Origin of the sequence: Dactylosporangium sp. CA-152071 (assembly GCF_050936335.1) — a bacterium.
Lineage (GTDB): Bacteria > Actinomycetota > Actinomycetes > Mycobacteriales > Micromonosporaceae > Dactylosporangium > Dactylosporangium maewongense.
Genome location: NZ_JBNJMZ010000002.1, coordinates 3,758,121 through 3,778,355 on the forward strand (window position 1 = coordinate 3,758,121; position 20,235 = coordinate 3,778,355).

Annotated in this window: 18 protein-coding genes; 6 read left to right on the forward strand and 12 right to left on the reverse strand. The window is 73.8% G+C overall.

Annotated elements, in window-relative coordinates:
- The first annotated feature begins 212 nt into the window (after positions 1–212).
- Positions 213–1,484, forward strand: coding sequence for a condensation domain-containing protein (locus ACQEVZ_RS56800; RefSeq protein WP_433384622.1), 1,272 nt, complete (start codon positions 213–215; stop codon positions 1,482–1,484).
- Positions 1,485–1,557: 73 nt separating this feature from the next.
- Positions 1,558–3,210, forward strand: a complete 1,653-nt coding sequence (locus ACQEVZ_RS56805; RefSeq protein WP_433384625.1) for a methyl-accepting chemotaxis protein — start codon at positions 1,558–1,560, stop codon at positions 3,208–3,210.
- Here ACQEVZ_RS56805 and ACQEVZ_RS56810 read toward each other — a convergent pair.
- Positions 3,207–3,824: a hypothetical protein gene (locus ACQEVZ_RS56810; protein ID WP_433384628.1), complete on the reverse strand. Its 618-nt coding sequence runs from the start codon at positions 3,822–3,824 to the stop codon at positions 3,207–3,209. The genes ACQEVZ_RS56805 and ACQEVZ_RS56810 overlap by 4 nt on opposite strands.
- 119 nt (positions 3,825–3,943) lie before the next feature.
- On the opposite strand from ACQEVZ_RS56810, the gene ACQEVZ_RS56815 reads away from it, so the two are divergent.
- Both ACQEVZ_RS56815 and ACQEVZ_RS56820 read left to right on the forward strand, forming a co-directional pair.
- Positions 3,944–4,339, forward strand: coding sequence for a hypothetical protein (locus tag ACQEVZ_RS56815; RefSeq protein WP_433384631.1), 396 nt, complete (start codon positions 3,944–3,946; stop codon positions 4,337–4,339).
- Between the two features lie 148 nt (positions 4,340–4,487).
- Complete coding sequence (locus ACQEVZ_RS56820) at positions 4,488–5,273, forward strand: LPXTG cell wall anchor domain-containing protein (RefSeq protein WP_433384634.1); 786 nt, start codon at positions 4,488–4,490, stop codon at positions 5,271–5,273.
- 6 nt (positions 5,274–5,279) lie between these two features.
- On the opposite strand, the gene ACQEVZ_RS56825 is transcribed toward ACQEVZ_RS56820, so the two are convergent.
- Positions 5,280–6,449: a hypothetical protein gene (locus ACQEVZ_RS56825; RefSeq protein WP_433384637.1), complete on the reverse strand. Its 1,170-nt coding sequence runs from the start codon at positions 6,447–6,449 to the stop codon at positions 5,280–5,282.
- Positions 6,450–6,576: 127 nt separating this feature from the next.
- Here ACQEVZ_RS56825 and ACQEVZ_RS56830 point away from each other — a divergent pair, with 127 nt between their 5' ends.
- On the forward strand, positions 6,577–7,416 hold the full coding sequence (locus ACQEVZ_RS56830) for an alpha/beta hydrolase family protein (RefSeq protein WP_344501933.1): 840 nt from the start codon (positions 6,577–6,579) through the stop codon (positions 7,414–7,416).
- A gap of 76 nt (positions 7,417–7,492) precedes the next feature.
- Here ACQEVZ_RS56830 and ACQEVZ_RS56835 read toward each other — a convergent pair whose 3' ends face one another.
- The 7 genes from ACQEVZ_RS56835 to ACQEVZ_RS56865 form a co-directional block, all read right to left on the reverse strand.
- A complete protein-coding gene (locus ACQEVZ_RS56835; RefSeq protein WP_344501932.1) occupies positions 7,493–7,789 on the reverse strand; it encodes a MoaD/ThiS family protein in 297 nt (98 codons plus the stop codon).
- A complete protein-coding gene (locus ACQEVZ_RS56840) occupies positions 7,786–8,901 on the reverse strand; it encodes a WD40/YVTN/BNR-like repeat-containing protein (RefSeq protein ID WP_433384641.1) in 1,116 nt (371 codons plus the stop codon). Before ACQEVZ_RS56840 ends, ACQEVZ_RS56835 begins: the two co-directional genes overlap by 4 nt.
- 159 nt (positions 8,902–9,060) lie before the next feature.
- The gene (locus tag ACQEVZ_RS56845) at positions 9,061–9,897 is read right to left on the reverse strand and encodes a hypothetical protein (RefSeq protein WP_433384644.1); all 837 of its coding nucleotides are present in this window, start codon (positions 9,895–9,897) and stop codon (positions 9,061–9,063) included.
- Positions 9,890–10,390: a SigE family RNA polymerase sigma factor gene (locus tag ACQEVZ_RS56850; RefSeq protein ID WP_433384647.1), complete on the reverse strand. Its 501-nt coding sequence runs from the start codon at positions 10,388–10,390 to the stop codon at positions 9,890–9,892. Before ACQEVZ_RS56850 ends, ACQEVZ_RS56845 begins: the two co-directional genes overlap by 8 nt.
- Before the next feature lie 180 nt (positions 10,391–10,570).
- Complete coding sequence (locus tag ACQEVZ_RS56855; RefSeq protein ID WP_433384650.1) at positions 10,571–13,822, reverse strand: LuxR C-terminal-related transcriptional regulator; 3,252 nt, start codon at positions 13,820–13,822, stop codon at positions 10,571–10,573.
- A gap of 11 nt (positions 13,823–13,833) precedes the next feature.
- Positions 13,834–15,333, reverse strand: a complete 1,500-nt coding sequence (locus ACQEVZ_RS56860; RefSeq protein ID WP_433384653.1) for a long-chain-fatty-acid--CoA ligase — start codon at positions 15,331–15,333, stop codon at positions 13,834–13,836.
- Positions 15,334–15,406: 73 nt separating this feature from the next.
- Entirely contained in the window at positions 15,407–16,579 is a 1,173-nt protein-coding gene (locus ACQEVZ_RS56865; RefSeq protein WP_433384656.1) for an acyl-CoA dehydrogenase family protein, read from the reverse strand.
- A gap of 47 nt (positions 16,580–16,626) precedes the next feature.
- Here ACQEVZ_RS56865 and ACQEVZ_RS56870 point away from each other — a divergent pair, with 47 nt between their 5' ends.
- Positions 16,627–17,394 (forward strand): alpha/beta fold hydrolase, encoded by a 768-nt coding sequence (locus tag ACQEVZ_RS56870; RefSeq protein WP_433384659.1) that lies wholly within the window; start codon positions 16,627–16,629, stop codon positions 17,392–17,394.
- On the opposite strand, the gene ACQEVZ_RS56875 is transcribed toward ACQEVZ_RS56870, so the two are convergent.
- Genes ACQEVZ_RS56875 through ACQEVZ_RS56885 form a run of 3 tightly spaced genes read right to left on the reverse strand, consistent with a single transcriptional unit; the run spans position 17,384 to position 20,108 of the window.
- Complete coding sequence (locus tag ACQEVZ_RS56875) at positions 17,384–18,562, reverse strand: acyl-CoA dehydrogenase family protein (RefSeq protein WP_354891045.1); 1,179 nt, start codon at positions 18,560–18,562, stop codon at positions 17,384–17,386. The genes ACQEVZ_RS56870 and ACQEVZ_RS56875 overlap by 11 nt on opposite strands.
- Positions 18,562–19,338 carry an SDR family NAD(P)-dependent oxidoreductase gene (locus ACQEVZ_RS56880; protein WP_433386194.1) on the reverse strand — a complete coding sequence of 259 codons (777 nt, stop codon included), beginning with the start codon at positions 19,336–19,338 and terminating at the stop codon, positions 18,562–18,564. Before ACQEVZ_RS56880 ends, ACQEVZ_RS56875 begins: the two co-directional genes overlap by 1 nt.
- Before the next feature lie 5 nt (positions 19,339–19,343).
- Positions 19,344–20,108 (reverse strand): SDR family oxidoreductase, encoded by a 765-nt coding sequence (locus ACQEVZ_RS56885; RefSeq protein WP_433384662.1) that lies wholly within the window; start codon positions 20,106–20,108, stop codon positions 19,344–19,346.
- Between the last annotated feature and the right edge of the window lie 127 nt (positions 20,109–20,235).

The window sequence follows — 20,235 nt, forward strand, 5'->3', positions numbered from 1 at the left end:
GCACTGCCCGCGGGCAATTATCGATCGACGGGCGAGTATCAGAAAGGAGACCGCCATGAAGGCCGTCCGCTCTCTCTGAGTATTGCTCTGACCTCGATGCCGCCGGCCATCTTTTGGGGACTGTCGTGACACATCGGATCACCGTGCCCTTTCAAGGGGATGGCAGCGGCATCGGGGAACTTACCTGGGGACAGTTCGCCGCCTGGCGGTCCATGCAGGTCGTCGAGGCGACCGAGTGGACCGGCGGCACCATGGCCCTCGCCGCCGGCACGACCGTCGGCGACGTCGCCACCACGCTCGGGTTCATCATGAGCCGCCACCAGTCGCTGCGCACCCGCCTCGTCCCCGACGGCCCCGGGACCGACGCGCCGCCGAAGCAGGTGCTGTCGTCCTCCGGCTCCGTCGTCCTGGAGGTGTACGACGACGACGGCGACCCGGAGCGCCTCGCCGCGACGATCCGTGCCCGGTACGAGGCGGCGCCGTGGGACCCGTACACCGACTGGCCGGTGCGGATGGCGGTCGTCGCACGCCCCGGCACCGGCGACGCGCTGTGGTTCGTCGCGCTGTACTGCCACATGGTCATCGACGGCTACGGCTTCGAGGCGCTCATCGCCGACCTCGCCAACCTCGACCCCGCCACCGGCCGCCACCTCGCGCCCGTCGCCGGCATCCAGCCCCTGGAGCTCGCCGCGGCCCAGCAGGGCGCCGGCGCGCGGCGGCAGCACCAGGCGTCGCTGCGCTACTGGGAGAAGCACCTGCGCACGATCGAGCCCCGCCGGTTCCCGGTGCCGCTCGAGCCGCGGCCCGAGCGCTGGTGCGAGGCGACGCTCACGTCACCCGCGACGCACCTCGCGCTCGCCGCCGTGGCCGAGCGGACGAAGGTGCACAGCGGCACGATCCTGCTCGCCGCGTACGCCATGATGCTCGGCCGCCTGTCGGGCCAGCCGGTCGGCGCGTTCCGGATCGTGGTCAGCAACCGCTTCCGCCCGGGCTTCGCCGAGTCGGTCAGCAACCTCGCCCAGGCCGGGCTCGCCGTCATCGACACGGGTGCCGCCTCGTTCGCCGAGGTGATCGCGCGGACGTTCAAGAGCCAGCTGACCGCCGGGATGTACGCCTACTACCATCCGCGCGACCTGTGGGCGCTCGTCGACCGGGTCGGCGCCGAACGCGGTGTGGAGCTCGACACCGGCTGCTACTTCAACGACCGCCGCCGCTCCGCTCCGCCGCCGAGCGGGATCCCCTCGCCCGCCGAGGTCACCGCCGCGCTGGAGGGCAGCGTGCTGCGGTGGGGGCCGAGCTCCAACGAGTGGGACGCGACCTGCTTCCTGCACGTCGACCCGGCGGCCGGCGCGGCCACCGACGCCGTGGACCTCACCTGGCGGGTCGACACCGCGGCCGTCTCGCCCGCGATGCTGGAGGTGTGCCTGCGCGGCATCGAGTCGCTGGTCGTGGCCGCCGCTCTTGCCGAGACTGTCGCGGTCTAAACCCTCAATACCGCGATCGCAACGCCGATGCACCGGACGGCCCGGTTGTTCCCGTCGTCGGCAAGGACCCCGCATGACCACTGACAGCGCCCCCATCCAGGTGACGGTCCGCCGTGGCCAGCTGGCCGGCTGGGTCGCCGACCGGTCCGTCGGGACGAAGAACCTGATCGGCATCGCGCTCGTGGCGCTGGTCGCGATCGGCGTCGGCATCCTGTCGATCACGAGCATGGCCCGGCTCAACGACCGCTTCGGCCAGCTGAAGACGCGGCACCTCGAGAGCGTCGAGCAGCTCGTCGTCATCCGGCAGGGCGTCAGCGAGAACTACCGGGGCCAGTCGCTGTTCGCCTGGTCCGCCTACGACCCGACGCTCGGCCCGCGAGGGACGCAGGCGGTCGAGGGCGGCGACGCGATGATCGAGGGGGCGATCGCGAAGTACCGCACCCGGCTCGCCGGCTCCGCCACCCGCGAGGCCGCCCTCAACGACTTCGCCAAGGCGTTCACCGACTACAGCAACCTGCGCGACGTGGTCGTCTTCCGCAAGCAGCCGGCGCCCGGCCTGACCGTGCCGTCGGACATGGCCGCCACGAACACCCTCTGGCAGAGCCTCGAGGCGCAGATGAACGCGTCGCTGGCGAAGCTCCAGCAGCAGGAGACCACCGAGTCCGACGCGATGGCGGCCGCGGCGCGAAACGACTACACCAGCGCGCGCAACTGGACGGTCGGCTCGCTCATCGTCGGGCTCGGGCTCGCGCTGCTGCTGGCGCTGGGCATCGCGCGCCGCATGAACCTGCAGCTGCGGTCGGTCTCCGACACCCTGCGCGGCGTCGCCGACGGCGACCTGACCCTGCGCGCCGACGTGTACGCCCGCGACGAGCTCGGCGCGATGGCGGCCGCGATGAACCGCGCCAACGAGAGCGTCGGGCGCACCGTGCACACGCTCGCCGCCGCGGCCGGCACCCTCGGCGGCAGCACCGGCCGGCTGACCAGCGTCACGACCCGCATCGCCGACAGCGCCAAGGCCGCGGCGGCCCGCGCGAACGTGGTCGCGGGCGACGCCGGGACCGTGTCGCACAACGTCCAGACGGTCGCCGCCGGCTCCGAGGAGATGGGCGCCTCGATCCGCGAGATCGCGCAGAACGCCAACGACGCCGCCCGGGTCGCCTCGGAGGCGGTCGGCGTGGCCGAGTCGACGAACCGCACGGTGTCCAAGCTCGGCGACTCCTCGGCGGAGATCGGCAACGTGGTCAAGGTGATCACCTCGATCGCCGAGCAGACGAACCTTCTCGCCCTCAACGCCACCATCGAGGCCGCCCGCGCGGGCGCGGCGGGCAAGGGGTTCGCGGTCGTCGCCAGCGAGGTGAAGGACCTCGCGCAGGAGACCGCCCGGGCGACCGAGGACATCTCCCGCCGCGTCGAGGCGATCCAGTCCGACACCGCCAACGCCGTCGACGCCATCGGCGAGATCAGCCGGATCATCGCCCGCATCAACGACTACCAGCTCACGATCGCCTCCGCCGTCGAGGAGCAGACCGCCACGACCAGCGAGATGAGCCGCAGCGTCGGCGACGCCGCCCACGGCGCGGCCAACATCGCCGGCAACATCGCCGGTGTCGCCGACGCCGCCGACACCACCACCTCGACCCTCACCGAGGTCGACGCGACCGTCGCCGAGCTCAACAGCCTCGCCGCCGACCTCCAGCTCGCCGTCGGCCGCTTCCGGATCTAGTCCGGGCACTGGGAGCGCTCGCCGAGGACGATCCGGTAGAGGGCCTCGCGGAGGGCGAGCTCGCGCGGGTCGTCCCAGAGGTGGAAGCCGGCGCGGTTCATGGCGTACGCGAAGCCCACGCCCGTCTCCGGGTCGGCGAAGCCGAACGAACCTCCGGCGCCCGGGGTGCCGAACGCCCGGTCGCCGGAGGCGCCGAACCGCAGGCGTGGGAACGGCTTCAGATAGCCGAGCGAGAACGCGGTGTCCACCCGCAGCACCACGTCCCGCACGCCGCCGGTCGGGGGCGCGGCGGGGCGGGTGAGAGCGTCCAGCGTGGACGGGGCAAGACCGAGGGCAGCGCCGCCGGTGGCCGCGTCGCCGTAGGCGCGGGCGACCGCGCGGACCTCGCCGGTGCCGTTGGCCGCGGGCAGCTCGAGACGGCGCACCTCGGGCAGGTTGTAGTTGCCGATCTCCGACAGGACCTTCGGGTTGGCGAACGACCGGGCGGTCACGCTGCGCGGGTTGAGGAACCCGAACACGAACCCGCGCGGCATCGTGCCCAGGTGCAGCAGGAGCTCGGCCGGGCGGTACCCGTGCAGGAACGCGATCCGGTCCGGGTCGACGGAGTCCGGCACGCCGCCGGACCGTCACCGCTCTTCCTTGCCGTTGCGCGCGAACTCGGGCCAGTACGTGGCAACCGTCGCGTCGTAGTCGATCCAGCCGCGGGAGTGGGTCCGCGCCTAGGCTGACGGGGGTGGAGCACTTCCCGGGGCTGACGCCGTTCGACACGCTGCGCACCCACGCCGCGGCGGGCGGGCACATCACCACGACCTGGTTCGCGACGGCATCCCCTCCGGCCGAGGTGTCGCTCTGGTACGAACAGCACCTCCTCGACCACACGGTCCAGGCCCCCGGCAACTGGACCCGGGTCGAGGTCCGTGACGGGCTGCGCCGGCTCCACGGGGTCACCGCGCACCCTCCGGAGGCGCTCCCGGCCGGCCCGCGCCCGACCGCCCCGGTCCCACCGGCCACGCGGACGGTGGTGCGGGTCGACGAGGGCGCGTTCCCCACGATGACGGCACCGGCCCAGCCGGTCGCGCGCCTCTCGCTGCTGCAACGGATCAAGGCCAGGCTCACCACGCTGCGTTGACCGGCCGCTCGTACTTTCGGTCAGACCTGCCAGGTGGCCGATCCACCCTGCGGGCGTATGCCGCTTGCGTCCGAATGGTGCGTGTTGCCGCACTGGGAGTTTGCTGGGAGATTCCCCAGGTCCGTCGTCGATCACAGAAGAGGACCGCATGAAGCTCCGGGGAATCGCCAGGCTCGCCGCCTCGGCCGCCGCCGCCACCGCACTGCTCGTCGGCGGGCTCGCCGCCCCCTCGTCCGCCGCGGTCGGCGAAGGCCTCGGCGACATCGACTTCCCCGGCGCGGCGCTCGTGTTCGAGGAGCCTGTCTACGCCGCCACCGCGCCGACCAAGGGCTGCGCCGGCATCGACACCGGCAAGGCCGTCGCCGACAAGGACGGCTGGCTGTTCGACAAGCCCGAGGGCCGGTGGACGGACCTGCAGTACATCTTCCTGTTCGTCAAGAACGGCGGCCAGACGTACGACGACCTCGTCGTGCTCGTCCTCGACGCCGACGGCGTCTACACGTTCGTCGAGAACGACCCCACCGCGCTGGCCAAGAAACTGACGGCCAACACCCTCCCCAACCGCAAGGCCGAGAAGCTGCCCCTCCCGACCGGCCCGGCTCCGGCCGGCGTCAGCGGGTCGCTCGTCGACGGCGGCGGCTGGCTGAAGACCCCCGCCGGCTGGGCCCTCGCCGTCGGCGTCGCGCTCACCTACCCGCTGCAGCAGGGCACGTTCAACCTGGTCCGGGCCTGCGCCGCCGCCGCGGAGCCCACCAACCCGGCCACCCCGAGCCCGGTCGTCCCGAGCTCCCCGACCCCCGGCGCCGGCCCGCAGCTGCCGGTCACCGGCACGAACGTCTGGGTCCTCACCGGCGCGGGTGCCGCGCTCGTCGCCGCCGGCGCGTTCCTCTTCGTCGCGTACCGCCGCCGCCAGCGGGTCAAGTTCGTCGCGTAACGCCGGTCAGTCCAGGGCCGTCGTGCGGGATCGACCCCGCGCGGCGGCCCTGTCCGTCGCGGCGCACACCGCGGTCAGCGCGGTGAGGAACAGGGCCGCGGCGAGCAGGATCCGCACCTCGGGGTAGGTCGGCGGGGGCAGCAGCGCGGCGCTCGCCGCGGCGAGGCCGGCCAGGACCGCCACCGACATCCGCGCCAGCCACCGCCCGGCGCCGGCCCGGTCCACCACGTCGCGCACCGTCACCACGAGGGCCGCGCCGGCGACGACGGACGCGCCGGCGACGGTGAGCCACGGGGTGCCGAGGTCCATGGCGTACCGGATGGGCAGCGCCGGCACGAAGAACAGCGCCGCGAACCAGGCCAGCCCCGCCGCGACGGTGCGGATCCCGGGGCCCGGCTCGCGGGGCGTCCCGGCCCGGCGGGTCAGCCCGCGGGCGAGCGCGAGGACGCCACCCGCCGCGGCCACGACCGGCAGCAGGCGCGGCAGGTGGCCGAGGTTGTAGAGCAGCGCGGTGTCGTACACCACCAGCACCAGCACGCCGAGCGCCGCGGCGGACCCGACCGCGAGGAGCACCTCCACCCCCGACGCCGGCGCCCTGCCGGTGAGCCGCGGCGGCCGGCGGGTGAGCAGCGCCGCCGTCACGACGCAGGAGGCGGCCCGCAGCACGAGGTCGTCCGTCGTGTACGGGTTGCGCAGCCCCCACTCGACGAGCCCGAACACCACGGAGTACGCGACGCAGGCGGCCCACAGCACCGCGGGCGCGGTCAGCGCCCTGGCCCGGACCGGGTCCAGCCACCGGCACACGCACAGGTAGGCGAGGATCACGAACGGCAGCTCGAGGAACGCCTGCACGCGCAGCACGCTGAACTCGAGGACCTCCGGCGCGGGGAACGCGTCCGCGACGGCCCGCACCGCCGCACCGCCGGCGAGGTCGAACCAGCCGGGCGGCAGGTGGCGGGCGATGAAGCCCGGGTCGCCACGGTGGACGCGCAGCACGTACACCGTGAACAGCGCCTGATTGAGATAGATGGCCGCCACCGTGAGCGCCAGCCAGAAGCCCGGGCCGCGGCTGCCGGGGCGGAGCCCCGGCTCCCGACCGGCGCGCAGGACCAGGGGCACGCCGGCGAGGACCGACGCGGCGACGAGCAGGTCGACCCCGGCGCCGACGGTGATCATGTCCGTACGGTAGCCGAACGGAGGTTCACCGGCGAACACCGGTGATTTCGCCGATACGGACGGGGCCGGGAGCTGCACACACTGACACCCATCGAAGTTACGAAGGTGTTTCGAGAGGAGTGCAGCGTTGCGAACCATCCTGCTCAGGCTGGCCGTCGTCCTCACGCTCATGGGTGGTGGGGTCGCGGCGGTCGCCAGTCCGGCGGTCGCTGACGAGATCGGCCAGGCACCCACCGCCGCCAACATCACCGGCAACGGCAGCTTCGCGACCACGTCCGAGAGCATCTCCAGCCTGGTCTCCGGGTTCGGCGGCGGCCGGGTGTACTACCCGACGGCCTCCGGCAAGTACCCGGTGATCGCCGTGTCGCCCGGGTTCACCGCCACCTGGTCGAGCCTCGCGTGGATCGGCCCGCGGCTGTCGTCGTGGGGCTTCGTGGTCGTCGGCATCGAGACGAACAGCATCTACGACCAGCCCGGCAGCCGCGGCAACCAGCTCCTCGCCGCGCTGAACTGGGCCGTCAACTCCTCGTCCTCCGCCGTGCGGGCCCGCGCCGACGGCAGCCGCCGTGGCGTCGCCGGCCACTCGATGGGTGGCGGCGGCACGCTGGAGGCGCTCGCCGCCGACACCAGCGGGCTGGTCAAGGCCGGGGTGCCGCTCGCGCCCTGGAACAGCGACAAGACGTGGAACAACGTCAGCGAGCCGGTCCTGATCGTGGGCGGCCAGTCCGACACCATCGCGCCGGTCTCCAGCCACTCGCTGCCGTTCTACTCGACCCTGGCCGGGCCGAAGACGTACGTCGAGCTGACGGGGGCGAGCCACTTCTTCCCGCAGTCGACGAACGCGACGACGTCCCGCGCGCTGGTCTCCTGGTTCAAGCGCTGGCTCAACCAGGACTCCCGGTTCACGCCGTACACCTGCGGCTTCTCCGGGCTGGCGGTGTCGGACTTCCGCAGCAACGCCTGCTGACCCACCCGTCACGACGTCCCCGGTGTCCGTTCGGGCACCGGGGACACCCGTGTCAGCCCCCGGCCATCGCGCCGACTCAGCCGCCGGCCATCGCGCCGATGATGAGCAGCGGTTCGCTGCCGCTGGCGACCCGGTCCGGCAGCGGCGCGTCCGGGGACTCGTTGGAGAGGTCCTCCTCGCAGCCGTACAGGCGGACGAACGCGCGACGCCGGCCGCTGGCCCGGTCCCGGATGGTGCCGCGCAGCACCGGGAAGCGCTCCTCCAGGGCGTCCAGGACGAGGCGCTGGGTGACCGGCCCGTCGAGGTCGAAGCGCACCTCGCCGTCGACCTTCGCCAGCTGCCGCAGGTGCGCGGGGAGCACGACGCGGATCATGGCAGCGTCTGCACCTCCACCGACAGCACCGCCGGAAGGTCCCGCACGATCGCCGACCAGCTGTCACCGCCGTCCGGCGACACGTACACCTGCCCGCCGGTCGTGCCGAAGTAGATGCCGCAGTCGTCGAGGGTGTCCACGGCCATCGCGTCGCGGAGCACGTTGACGTAGCAGTGCTCCTGCGGCAGGCCCTTACCGAGCGGCTGCCACTCGTCGCCGCCGGTGCGGCTGCGGTACACCCGGAGCCTGCCGTCGGGCACGTAGTGCTCCGAGTCGCTGGTGATCGGCACGACGTAGACCGTCTCGGGCTCGTGCGCGTGCACCGCGATCGGGAAGCCGAAGTCCGTCGGCAGGTCGCCGCTGATCTCGCGCCACTGCCCGCCGGCGTCGTCGGTGCGCAGCACGTCCCAGTGCTTCTGCATGAACAGCACGTCTGGGCGGGACGGGTGCATCGCCAGCCGGTGGACGCAGTGCCCCACCTCGGCGTCCGGGTCGGGGATCTGCCCCGACACGAGACCGCGGTTGATCGGCTGCCACGTCGCGCCGGCGTCGTCGGAGCGGAACGCCCCGGCCGCCGAGATCGCCACGAAGATCCGGTCCCGGTTGACCGGGTCGAGGATGATCGTGTGCAGGCACATGCCGCCGGCGCCGGGCTGCCAGCGCGGGCCGGACTCGTGCGTGCGCAGGCCCGTCAGCTCCTGCCACTGGTGCCCGCCGTCGGTCGAGCGGAAGAGGGCGGCGTCCTCGGCGCCGGCGTAGACCGTGTCGGGGTCGTCCCGGGACGGCTCCAGGTGCCAGATCCGCTTGAACTCCCACGGGCGCGGGGTGCCGTCGTACCAGAGGTGGTCGCCGACCTTGCCCTCGTAGGTGAAGTCGTTGCCGACCGGCTCCCAGGTGGCGCCGCCGTCGTCGGAGCGCTGGATCAGCTGGCCGAACCAGCCGCCGGACTGCGACGCCCACAGCCGGTCGGGGTCCGCGGGTGAACCGTTGACGTGGTAGACCTCCCAACCGCCGAAGTGCGGCCCGTCGATCCTCCAGTCGCGTCGCGCGCCGTCCGCGGTCAGGACGAACGCACCTTTGCGTGTTCCCACCAGCACTCTTACGCCGCTCATGCTGTCACCTCCGCTGCGCTCCGGCGCCAGCCTGAGCGCCACCCTGCAATGCCGACTCGCGGCCCGAGCCGCTCCGCTGGCCGCTCATAGTTCGCATCCTGCCACGCACGCCCGCCCCCGCAAGCCGGGTTCACCCGGATGCGGGGGCGGGTCGCGGGGTCAGCAGACCGGGGTGCCGCCGCACATGCGCTCGGCCGCCCTGCGGGCGAGTGCTGCCGCCTGGTCGCGGTCGGCCGCGCGCGCGGAGAACTGCGACACCAGGTCACCTTGCCGGACGACGATCAGCGCGACGGGCGTGTACCCCTCGCCGTACGTCACCTCGACCCGCAGCGCGTCCTGGCCGGCGAAGCGCTGGTCGGCGATCTTGATCGACATGCCGTTGGCGGGCTTGCACGCCGGGATCTTCGTACGGAGCTCGTCGAGGTACCGGGCGGCGGTGCCGGGCCTGAACCGGGCCACGAACTGAGTCAGGCTGGACGCGTTCGGGCCGGTGCCTTTGACCATCGTCCTCTCCTTGCGGTCGCCGCTGCCCGGCATGCTGCTGCCGGTGCACTGCAGCGCGGAGAAGGCGTACTCGACGGTCCAGTCACCGCCGCCGAAGTCCTCCGTGGCGGCCCACTTGTAGCCGGCGCCGACGTCGGCGAGCTGCAGGAACAGGCTGTCGACGATCGCCGTCGGCTCGACGGCGGGCTGCGACGACGCGCTCGTCGAGGACGCGCCGGTCGACGGGGCGGCCGGCGTCGTCGGTGCCGGCTGCGACGGCGTCGCCGACGGTGCGGCGGTGGGCGAGATGCCGGGCTGGACGTGCCTCTCCGGGCCGCGGCCGGCGAGCGCCACCCCGCCGAGGACCATCACCACCGCGACCGTCGCGGCCGCGAGGGCCGCGGCCCGGGTCCGGCGGGTCCGGGCGCGGGCCCGGTCACGCACGACGCCGCTCGGCGCCCACGGGACCGCTTCGGTGTCGTCGAACAGTGTCTGGAACAGCGGGTCAGGCATTGGTGTAGTCCCCCGTCAGATCCGTGCCGAGCAGCCCGGCGAGCGCCTTGCGACCCCGGACGAGCCGCGTCTTGATCGTGTTGGCGGGCACGCCCGTGTGGGCGGACACGTCCACGACCGTCAGGTCCAGCAGGTGGTGCATGACGATCGCCTCGCGGTCCGCCGCCGGCAGCTGCCGCAGCGCCCGCACGAGCGCGACGGTGTTCTCGCTCGGCGGCTCCGCCGGTGCGTCGGTGCCGTGGCGCCGGTGGGCGGTGATCGCGTTGCGGGCCTTGCGCCAGCGGCTCACGCACAGCCGGTACCCGACGGTGCGGACCCACGCCTCCGGGTCGTCGTAGCCGCGGATGGTGCTCCACCGCTGCCACGCCCGGACGTACGCCTCCTGCGCCGCGTCCTGTGCTTCGACGCGGTCGCCGGTCATGGCGTACAGAAATGTCATGACCCGTTGCCGGGTCCCCCGATAGAACTCTTCGAAGCCGTCTTCCTCGGCCAACCCCGTGTCCCCTTCCGGCATCCACTTGAAGGCAACACCCGCCGGAGACCGGCGCGGTTGACCCCCGCGCCGTCAAATTTGAGCAAACGCAAACCCGGGCACGCACGTCGATGTGCGTACCCGGGCTGTCAGCCCATCCTGGCGCCCGCGGCACGGCCGGACATCGGCGAAATCACCGGCCTACGAGACGACCTTGGCGAGCTCGGTGCGGGAGCGGACGCCGAGCCGGGTGAAGATGTTGCGCAGGTGGTGGTCGACGGTGCGCGGGCTCAGGAACAGCACCTCGGCGACCTCGCGGTTGGTGGCGCCGCCCGCGACCAGCTCCGCGATGCGGGCCTGCTGCGCGGTGAGCGCCGCCCTGGTGTCCTCCGGCGCCGCCGCGGCCACGTGGTCGCCGGCGGCCCGCAGCTCGGCGGCGGTGCGCTGGGCCCACGGCACCGCGCCGAACTGCTCGAACGTCGCCAGGGCGCGGCGCAGGTGCTCGCGGGCCGCGGCCGGGTGGCGGCGCCGGCGCAGCTCCTCGCCGTAGAGCAGCTCGGTGCGGGCCCGGGCGAACGGCGAGTCCCCCGCCAGGTGCAGCCGGATCGCCTCGCGGAAGCGGTCGTCGGCCTCGTCGTCGGTGTCGGCGAGCAGGGCGTGGCAGCGGGCCGAGAGGGCGAGCCAGGTGGGGTTCGCGGTGCTGGAGGCCCAGACGTCGTACGCGCGCAGGATCTCCCGCGCGGGGGCCCGGTCGCCGCAGCGGGCGACCGCCTCGATCAGTGTCGGCGTCGCGGGGATCTGCACGCCGAGGTGCCCGCGGCCGCCCGCGGTGCGCATGACGCCCCAGAGCCGGCCGGCGGCGTCGGCGTGCCGGCCCTCCGCGACGTCGAGCAGCGCCGCGGCCCACACGCACATCGCCCGGGCCTGGCTGTCGACGTCGACGCCCGCCCTGGCCCGGCACCTGCGCGCCCACGCCTGGCTGGCCGGCCCGTCGCCGAGCATGCCGAGCACGACGGCGAGCATGCCGCGGCAGTTGTCGGCGACCGTGTCCTGCCCGGTGGCGGCGGCGAGCCGCTGCCCCTCGGTCGCGGTCGCCACGGCGAGGTCCAGGTCGCCGAGCGCGAACGCGGCCGTCGCGGCGAGGTCGAGCGCGTGCGGCACGGTGACCCGGTCGCCGGCCCCGCCTGCGAGCCGGGCGGCGCGGACCGCGAGCCGGTACGCCTGCTGGTCCTCGCCGATCAGGATCCCTGCGCCGGCCGCGCGGACCAGCGTCGGCGGGTCGTCGACCGCGGCGGCCAGGTGCAGGACCCGCCGCATCGGCTCACCGGCCCGCGCCGGCTCACCGGCGAAGATCGCGGCGAGCCCGGTGAGATGTTCGAAGAGCAGCACGGCGCCGGCCGGGTCGCCGGGCCTCCTCAGCCGCAGCGCCCGCTCGGCGAGCGCGCCGAACTGGTCGTGCCGCCCGGTGGCGAGCAGCGCCTCCCCGGCCAGCATGAGCGCCCCGAGGCTGCGCTGCCGGTCGCGCGCGATGAGCCGCCCCGCCGCGGCGATGAGGGTGTGCTGCTCCCCGCCGCTCGCCCCGGTGCGCAGGTCGATCTCGCCGAGCAGCAGCTCCCGCTCCGCATGCAGGTGCTCCGGCACCCCCGGCCCGAACACCGACCGCAGCAGCATCCTCGCCTGGTGCGGCTCCCCGCCCCGCCACGCGAGCCGGGCCGCCGCCAGGGTCCGCTCGGCCGCCAGCACCGCCCCGCTGGTGAGCACCGCCGCATGCCGCAGCGCCGTGGCCGCGAGCGCCGGCGGGACTCCTTCAGCGGCGGCGGCGAGTGTACCGGCCAACGCATCGTCCAACCCGTCGGCGACAGCGGCCCGGTGCAACGCGGCAGTCAGAACGCCGAGCGCCGCAGCGGCCGTGGAATCGGCCGGCGCCGCAACAGACGCGGAAGCGGACGGCATCGCAGCAGACGTGAAGTCGGGCGGCGGCGCTGCGGACGTGGAATCGGACGGCGTCACGGCGGATGGCGGCGCGGCCGAACCAGCGACCGTTGGCGGCGCAGCGGACGTGGAAGCGGCTGGCGGCGCGGTGGATGTGCGGAACGGCGTCACGGCAGCCGCGGTGGCGGGCGGGGCCGCTTCGGACGTGGAAGCGGTGGGCGTGGCGACGGGTGGCGGCGCTGGCGGAGTGGCGACCGGTGACGGCGCGGCGAGTGTTGGAGCGGGTGGCGGCCCGCTGGAGGTCAGGGCGGGTGGCGGCCCGCTGCAGGTTGGGGCGGGTGGCGGGGCGAGGGTCAGGGCGGCGAGGCGGTGGTGGGCGGTGTGGCGGTCGGTGAGGGTGGCCTCGGCGTAGAGGACCTGGGCGAACAGGGGCGGCGCGAAGCGGATGAGGTCGGCGTCGATGTGGATGAGCTCGGCGTCTTCGGCGGGGGTGAGGTCGGCGGGGTGGTGGCCGGCGGCGAGCAGCGGGGCGACGGGGCAGGTGGGTGCGCCGGCGGTGGGGTCCTGGGCGCCGGTGAGCGCCGCGGTGGCGGCCAGCAGCAGGGCGCGGCGGGTCGGCGCGGGCAGGGTGCGGAGCACGGCGCGGTACTCGCGGCGCAGCGGGCTGTCCCGGGGCAGCGTGGCGGGCGGGGCGGACTGCCCGCGGCGCTGCTCGGCAGTGAGGGCGGCGGCCAGCTCGGCGAGGGCGCGGGGGTTGCCGGACGCCATCCCGGCCAGGACGCCCGCCACGTCGCCGGCGAGGTCGGGCAGGGCGGCGGTGAGCAGGTCGCGGCTGTCGCGCAGGTCCAGGGGCGCCGGCCGCCGGACCGGCAGGCCGGCGAGGGACGCCTCGGCGCCCGGGCACGCGGGGGTGTCGCGCAGCGCGAACAGGAACGCGATCCGGTCCCCGCCCGCCCGCCGGGCCGCCACCGCCAGGGCGTCCAGCGACGGCTTGTCCAGCCACTGAGCGTCGTCGATCCGGCACAGCACGGGTCCGCGCGCCTTCGCCGCCAGGGCCCGCAGCGCGGCCAGGGTCGCCATCCCCGCGGCAAGCTGGTCCGGCACCGCGCCGCCCTGCCGGCCCGCATCCCCGCGCCCCAAACCCGGCGCCGAGCCCAGCCTCGAAGCCGAAGCCAGCGCCAAACCCGAAGCGGAAGCCGGTCGGCAGCCATCGCGCGACGCCGGATGCGGCGGGCGCCCGTCGAGCGGTGGGCGGTGGGACGGCGGGCAGCCGGCGAGCAGGCGGTGCAGGCCGGCGTACGGCAGCGCCGCCTCCGCCGGGCAGCCGGTCACCGCCAGCGCGACGGCGGCATCGTCAGGGGCGTCCGCGAGCAGGGCGGTCCTGCCGATGCCGGCCGGGCCGGCGACGACGAGGGCGCCGCCGTGCCCAGCGGCCGCGGCGGTCAGCAGGGCGGCGACGGCGGCACGGTCGGCGTCCCGGCCTCGCAACGAAACTTTCTGCACGGTCGATGCACTAACCATGCCAGCCAGTGTTACGCCTCGGTAACACCAATGGAAGAGGCAACGACGGCCTTGCGCAGTTCCCGTTTCAGGACCTTGTGGCTCGGGCCGAGCGGCAGCGACTCCACGAACCTGACCTGGCGCGGGTACTTGTGCCGGCCGAGACGCTCCTTCGACCAGGCGATGAGCTCGTCCCCCGACGGCGCGGGAGACCCCGGCACGACCACCGCGCAGATCTCCTCACCGTGCACCGGGTCGGGCACGCCGATCACCGCCACCTGCGCGACCCCGGGATGGCGGGCCAGGACCTCCTCGACCTCCCGCGGGTACACGTTGAACCCGCCCCGGATCACGAGGTCCTTCTTCCGGTCGACGATCGTGACGAACCCGTCCTCGTCGACCGTGCCCAGGTCGCCGGTGCGGAACCAGCCGTCCACGACCGCCAGGGCGGTGTCCCCGGGCCGGTCGAGGTAGCCGGAGAAGACGTTGTGCCCGCGCACGACGAGCTCGCCGAGCGCGCCGGACGGCAGCAGCTCGATCCGCTCGTCGATGGCGGCGTCGGCGACCTGGACCTCCACGCCCCAGACCGCGTGGCCGACGGTGCCGGCCCGCGTGCCGAAGTGCGGCTGGTTGGTGGTGGCGGTCGGTGAGGTCTCCGACAGCCCGTACCCCTCGAAGATCGACGTCGCGAAGGCCTCGTTGAACCGCTCCAGCACCGCGACCGGCAGCGACGCGCCACCCGAGATGCACAGCCGCAGCCTTGGCAGGTCGGTCCGTCCCGCGGCGGCGTCGAGCAGCGCCAGGTACATGGTCGGCACGCCGTGGAACACGTCCACGCCCTCGGCCACCATGAGGTCGAGGGCCGCCGGGCCCGTGAAGCGGGCCAGCATGACGAGGGTGGCGCCGAGGCGGAAGGTGCCGTTCATGCCGACGGTCTGCCCGAACGTGTGGAACAGCGGCAGGCACCCGAGCACCACGTCGGAGGGGCGGGCGTCGTTGGCGTCGAAGACGTTGACGGTCGCGTTCATGACGAGGTTCAGGTGGGACAGCACGGCGCCCTTCGGCTGTCCGGTGGTGCCGCTGGTGTACAGCACGACCGCCGGGTCCGACGGATCCCGCGACACGTAGGAGCGCAGCGGTCCGGCGTCCAGGAGCGACGACGGCGCCGCGACCGGGATGTCGAAGTCCCCGGCGGCGACGGCCGGGTGCGCGACGAGCAGCCGCGCGCCGCTGTCCCGCAGCGTGTACGCCACCTCCGCGGGCGTCAGCAGCAGGTGCACCGGCACGACGACGGCGCCGAGGGCGAGGATGCCGTAGTACGCCCGCGGGAAGTCCACCGTGTTCGGGCACTGCAGCGCGACCCGGTCGCCGGGCCGCACCCCGAGGTCCCGCAGGGCGCCCGCGACGGTCAGCGCCTCGCGCCACAGGTCGGCGTACGTGACCCGGAGGTCCCCGTCCACGACGGCCGTGCGCCGCGGGTACCGGCGAGACGACTCGGCAAGGATCGCCGCGACGGACAGCGTCGCGGTCATTCCGCCGCCTCCGGCGTCGGCCTGACCCAACACTGCATCCATGACGAGCGGCCCGAGCCGCTTCGCTGGCCGCTCATGCGAGGTGCCCGCCGATCTGGGTGTAGCCGCGCAGCAGGTCCCGCGCGATGATCATGCGCTGCATCTCGTCGGTGCCCTCGAAGATGCGCAGGAGCCGCACGGAGCGGTACCAGCGCTCGATCGGCAGCTCGCGGGTGTACCCCATGCCGCCGTGGATCTGCATGACCCGGTCGACGACGTTGTTGACCATGTTCGCGCCGTACAGCTTGGCCATCGACGACGTGTGGCGCGGGTCGATCCCCTGGTCGACGGTCCACGCGGCGCGGAGCACGAGCCAGCGGGCCGCCTCCAGCTCGACCTCCGAGTCCGCGATCATCCACTGGATCGCCTGGTTCTGCCCGATCGGCCGGCCGAAGGTGTGACGGGTGTTGGCGTGCTCGATCGCCATGCGCAGCGCGCGTTCGGCGATGCCGAGGGCGTGCGAGGGGATGATGTAGCGGCCCTTGCCGATCCAGCGCATCGCGAGGTCGAAGCCCTGCCCGATCTCGCCGAGGACGTTGCGGCCGGGCACGCGGACGTCGTCGAAGACCAGCGACGCGGGGCCGCCCTCGCCCATCGTCTGGATGAACTCGGAGCGCCAGCCCATCGCCCGGTCGACGAGGAACGCGGTCGCGCCGCCCTTGCGGACGTCCTTGTCGCGGTCGGTGACGGCGATGACGATCGTGAAGTCGGCGTCGTTGCCGTTGGTGATGAACGTCTTCTCGCCGTTGAGCACCCAGTCGTCGCCGTCGCGGCGGGCGGTGAACCTGATGTTCGCCGCGTCGGAGCCCGCGCCGGGCTCGGTGATCGCGAAGCAGGAGATCCGCTCGCCCTCGATGGTCGGCACAAGGTACTCGCGGCGCTGCTCGTCGTTGGCGAAGTACAGGATGTTGTCGGCCTCGCCGCCGAAGCGGAACGGCACGAACGACCGGCCGACCTCGGTCCAGACGAGCGACTGCAGCACCGCCGGCAGGTCCATCCCGCCGTACTCCTGCGGCGTCGACAGCCCCCAGAACCCGAACTGCTTCGCCTTGAGCTGCAGCTCGCGCAGCTCGCTGCGGTCCAGGCCGGTCCGGTGCTCGCGCTCGCGGCGCAGCACCTCCTGCTCGAGGGGCTCGACCTCCTTGTGGATGAAGGTCCGGGCGGTGTCCCGGACCGCCTTCTCCTCGTCGCTGAGCGAGAAATCCATCGCTTTCCTCTCCTATTTGCACTTCGAGTGCACTAATCTTCGCCGACATGGAGCGGTTCACTTCGTTTGACGGCACCGGCATCGCCTACCAGGTGTGGGGCGAGCCTTCCGAGGCGCCACCCGTGGTGCTGCACCACGGTTTCGTGGTCGACGCCACCACCAACTTCGCCGTCCCCGGCGTCGTCGGCGCGCTGGTCGCGGCCGGCCGGCGGGTCGTCGCGCCCGACGCACGCGGGCACGGCGCCTCCGACAAGCCGCACGACCCGGCCCGGTACGGCGAGCCCGCCATGGCCCGCGACCTCGGCTGCCTGCTCGACACCCTCGGCCTCGACACGGTGGACCTGGTCGGGTACTCGATGGGCGCGGTCGTGTCGGCCATCTTCGCCGCCGGGAACGGCCCGCGGGTGCGGCGGCTGGTGCTGTCCGGGGTCGGCGCGGGGGTCGTCGAGCTCGGTGGCCTCGACACCCGGGTCATGCCGCCGGCCGAGGTCGCCGCGGTGCTGCTCACGTCGTCGCCGGCGGCGGTCGAGGCGTCCCCGGCCGCCGCGTTCCGCATGCTCGCCGACGCCGTCGGCGCGGACCGGGCCGCCCTCGCCGCGCAGGTCCACGCCGCACACCGCACGCCGATCGCGCTCGACCGGATCACCGCGCCGACGCTCGTCCTGGTCGGGCAGGACGACGTCCTCGCCGCGCGCCCCGAGGTGCTCGCCGCCGCGATCCCGGACGCGCGCTGGAAGGCGGTGAGCGGCGACCACATGACCGCGCTGCGGTCCCCCGCGTACGCGCCGGCCCTCGTCGACTTCCTCAAGAGCTGACCCACCGGCGCAGCTCGCGGCGGGCGAGCGAGCGCCGGTGCACCTCGTCGGGCCCGTCGGCGATGCGGATCGTGCGGGCCTTCGCCCACAGCCCGGCCAGCGGCGTGTCCTGGCTGACGCCGGCCGCGCCGTGCGCCTGGACCGCCTTGTCCACGATCCATTCCACAGTGGACGGAACCGCGATCTTGATGGCCTGGATCTCGGTGTGGGCGCCCTGGTTGCCGACGCGGTCCATCAGCCACGCGGTCTTGAGCACCAGCAGCCGGGCCTGCTCGATGCGGACCCGCGACTCCGCGATCCAGTCCCGCACGACGCCCTGCTCCGCGAGGGGCCGACCGAACGCGACCCGGGCCGTGACCCGCCGGCACATGAGCTCCAGGGCGCGTTCGGCCATGCCGATGAGCCGCATGCAGTGGTGGATGCGGCCCGGGCCGAGGCGCGCCTGGGCGATCGCGAAGCCGTCGCCCTCGCCGCCGATCAGATGGCCGGCCGGGACCCGTACACCGGCGAAATCGATCTCGGCGTGACCGCCGTGGTCGCCGTCGTCGTAGCCGAAGGTGCGCAGGCCGCGGCGGATGACGACGCCGGGGGTGTCGCGCGGCACCAGGATCATGCTCTGCTGCCGGTGCCGGTCGGCCGCCGGATCCGACTTGCCCATCACGATCAGCAGCTCGCAGTGCGGGCTCATCGCGCCGGTGGCGAACCACTTCCGGCCGTTGATGACGTACGAGTCGCCGTCGCGCTCGATGCGGGTGGCGATGTTCGTGGCGTCCGAGGAGGCGACGTCGGGCTCCGTCATGCAGAACGCGGACCGGATCCGGGCGTCCAGCAACGGTTTCAGCCACCGGTCGCGCTGCTCCCCGGTGCCGAACCCGGCGAGGAGCTCCATGTTGCCCGTGTCGGGGGCGGCGCAGTTGAGGGCGGCGGGGGCCAGCGACGGGCTGCGACCCATGATCTCGGCGAGGGGCGCGTACTGCAGGTTCGTCAGCCCGGGGCCGTGCTCGCCGGTCAGGAACAGGTTCCACAGCCCGCGCCGGCGGGCCTCCAGGCGGAGCTCGTCGAGGGCCTCCGCGTGCGGCCGCGCCTCCGCCGGGTACACGTGCTCGTCCATGAACGCCAGGAGCCGCTCGCGGTAGCCCTGCGTCACGGCGTCGAATTCGAAGTCCATCACAGCCTGCCCTGGTCGATCTTCTGCTGGAGCCGGTTCATGCCGTTGAGCCACCGGTCGGGGTCCTCGGCGCGGCGGGCGTAGTACGTGGCCACCTCGGGGTGCGGCAGGATCAGGAACTCCTCGCCCGCGAGCCCCTCGACGACCCGGTCCGCGACCTGCTCCGGGGTGAGCGCCGACCGGTCCAGCAGGCCGCGGCTGGGGCCCTCGCCGCGGGCCAGCATCGGCGTCTTCACCCCTTGCGGGCACAGCGCCTGCACGACGATGCCGCGGTGGGCGTACGTGACGCGCAGCCACTCCGCGTAGGCGAACGCGGCGTGCTTGGTGACCGCGTACGGCGCCTTGCCGAGCAGCGTCAGCATGCCCGCCGCGGACACGGTGGCGAGGAGCCGGCCGCGGCCCTTGGCGAGCCAGCGGGGCAGCAGCGCCCGGGAGGCGTACACGTGCGCCATCACGTTCACCTGCCAGGCCTGCTGCCAGGCGGCGTCGGGGGCGGTCGCGTCGCCGCCGGGGGCGACGCCGGCATTGGCGCAGAACAGGTCGAGGGCGCCGAGCTTGTCCCAGGCGAAGTCGACGAGCCGGTCGACCTCGTCGGGGTCGGCGACGTCGCCGGAGAACGCGAGGCCGTCGATCTCGTACGCGACGCGGCGGGCGGCGCCGGCGTCGAGGTCGTTGACGACGATCTGCGCGCCGAGGCCGGCGAGCCGGCGGGCGAGGGCGGCGCCGATCCCGGACCCTCCCCCGGTGATGACGACCGCGGCGCCGTTGAGCTGCAGCCCGCTCATCCGGCCCGCCTCGCCAGGGTGACGCCGCCGTCTACGACGAGGGTCTGGCCGGTGACCCAGCTCGCCTCGTCGGAGGCCAGGTACGCCACGGCACCCGCCACGTCGCCCGGCACGCCGAGCCTGCGCATCGGGTACAGCGCGGCGACGTCCTCCTCGCGCCCCTCGTACAGCGCGGCGGCGAAGCGCGTCTTCACCACCGCCGGCGCGACCGCGTTGACCCGCACCGCCGGCGCCAGCTCGGTGGCCAGGCACGACGTCAGGTGGTTGAGCGCCGCCTTGGTGACGCCGTAGAACGCGATCCCGGCCGGCGGGTGGATCGCCGACACCGACGACACGTTCACGACCGCCCCGCCCCGCGGCGGCGGCTTGCGGAACACCTCCTGCACCCAGCCGAGCGCGCTGACCACGTTGACCTCGAAGATCTTGCGGGCGGCGTCCAGGTCGAGCTCCAGCAGCGACCCGTAGACGGGGTTGATCCCGGTGTTGTTGACGAGGATGTCCGGCACCCCGAACAGGTCCGCGACGCGCCGGACCGTCTCGGCGCGGTGCTCCGGGTCGTCGGCGCGGCCCGCGACGGCGACCGCGTTGACCGGCCCGCCGAGCGCGCCGACCGCCTCCTCCAGGGCGTCCGGCTTGCGGGCGGTGATGCAGACCTTGGCGCCTTCCTCCACGAACCGCCGGGCGATGCCAAAGCCGATGCCCCGGCTCGCACCGGTGACGACGGCGACCCGTCCCGCCAGCCGCCCCACATGTTCGCTCATGCCCCTCCTTCGATCCCAGCGGAGTATATGCACTTGGAGTGTATGTTTTTCGGGACGGCCGTCAACCGTCGAGCGGCTATGCTGCTGCTCTCCGATGCACGACGAAGGGGGTGACGCCATGGAGCGC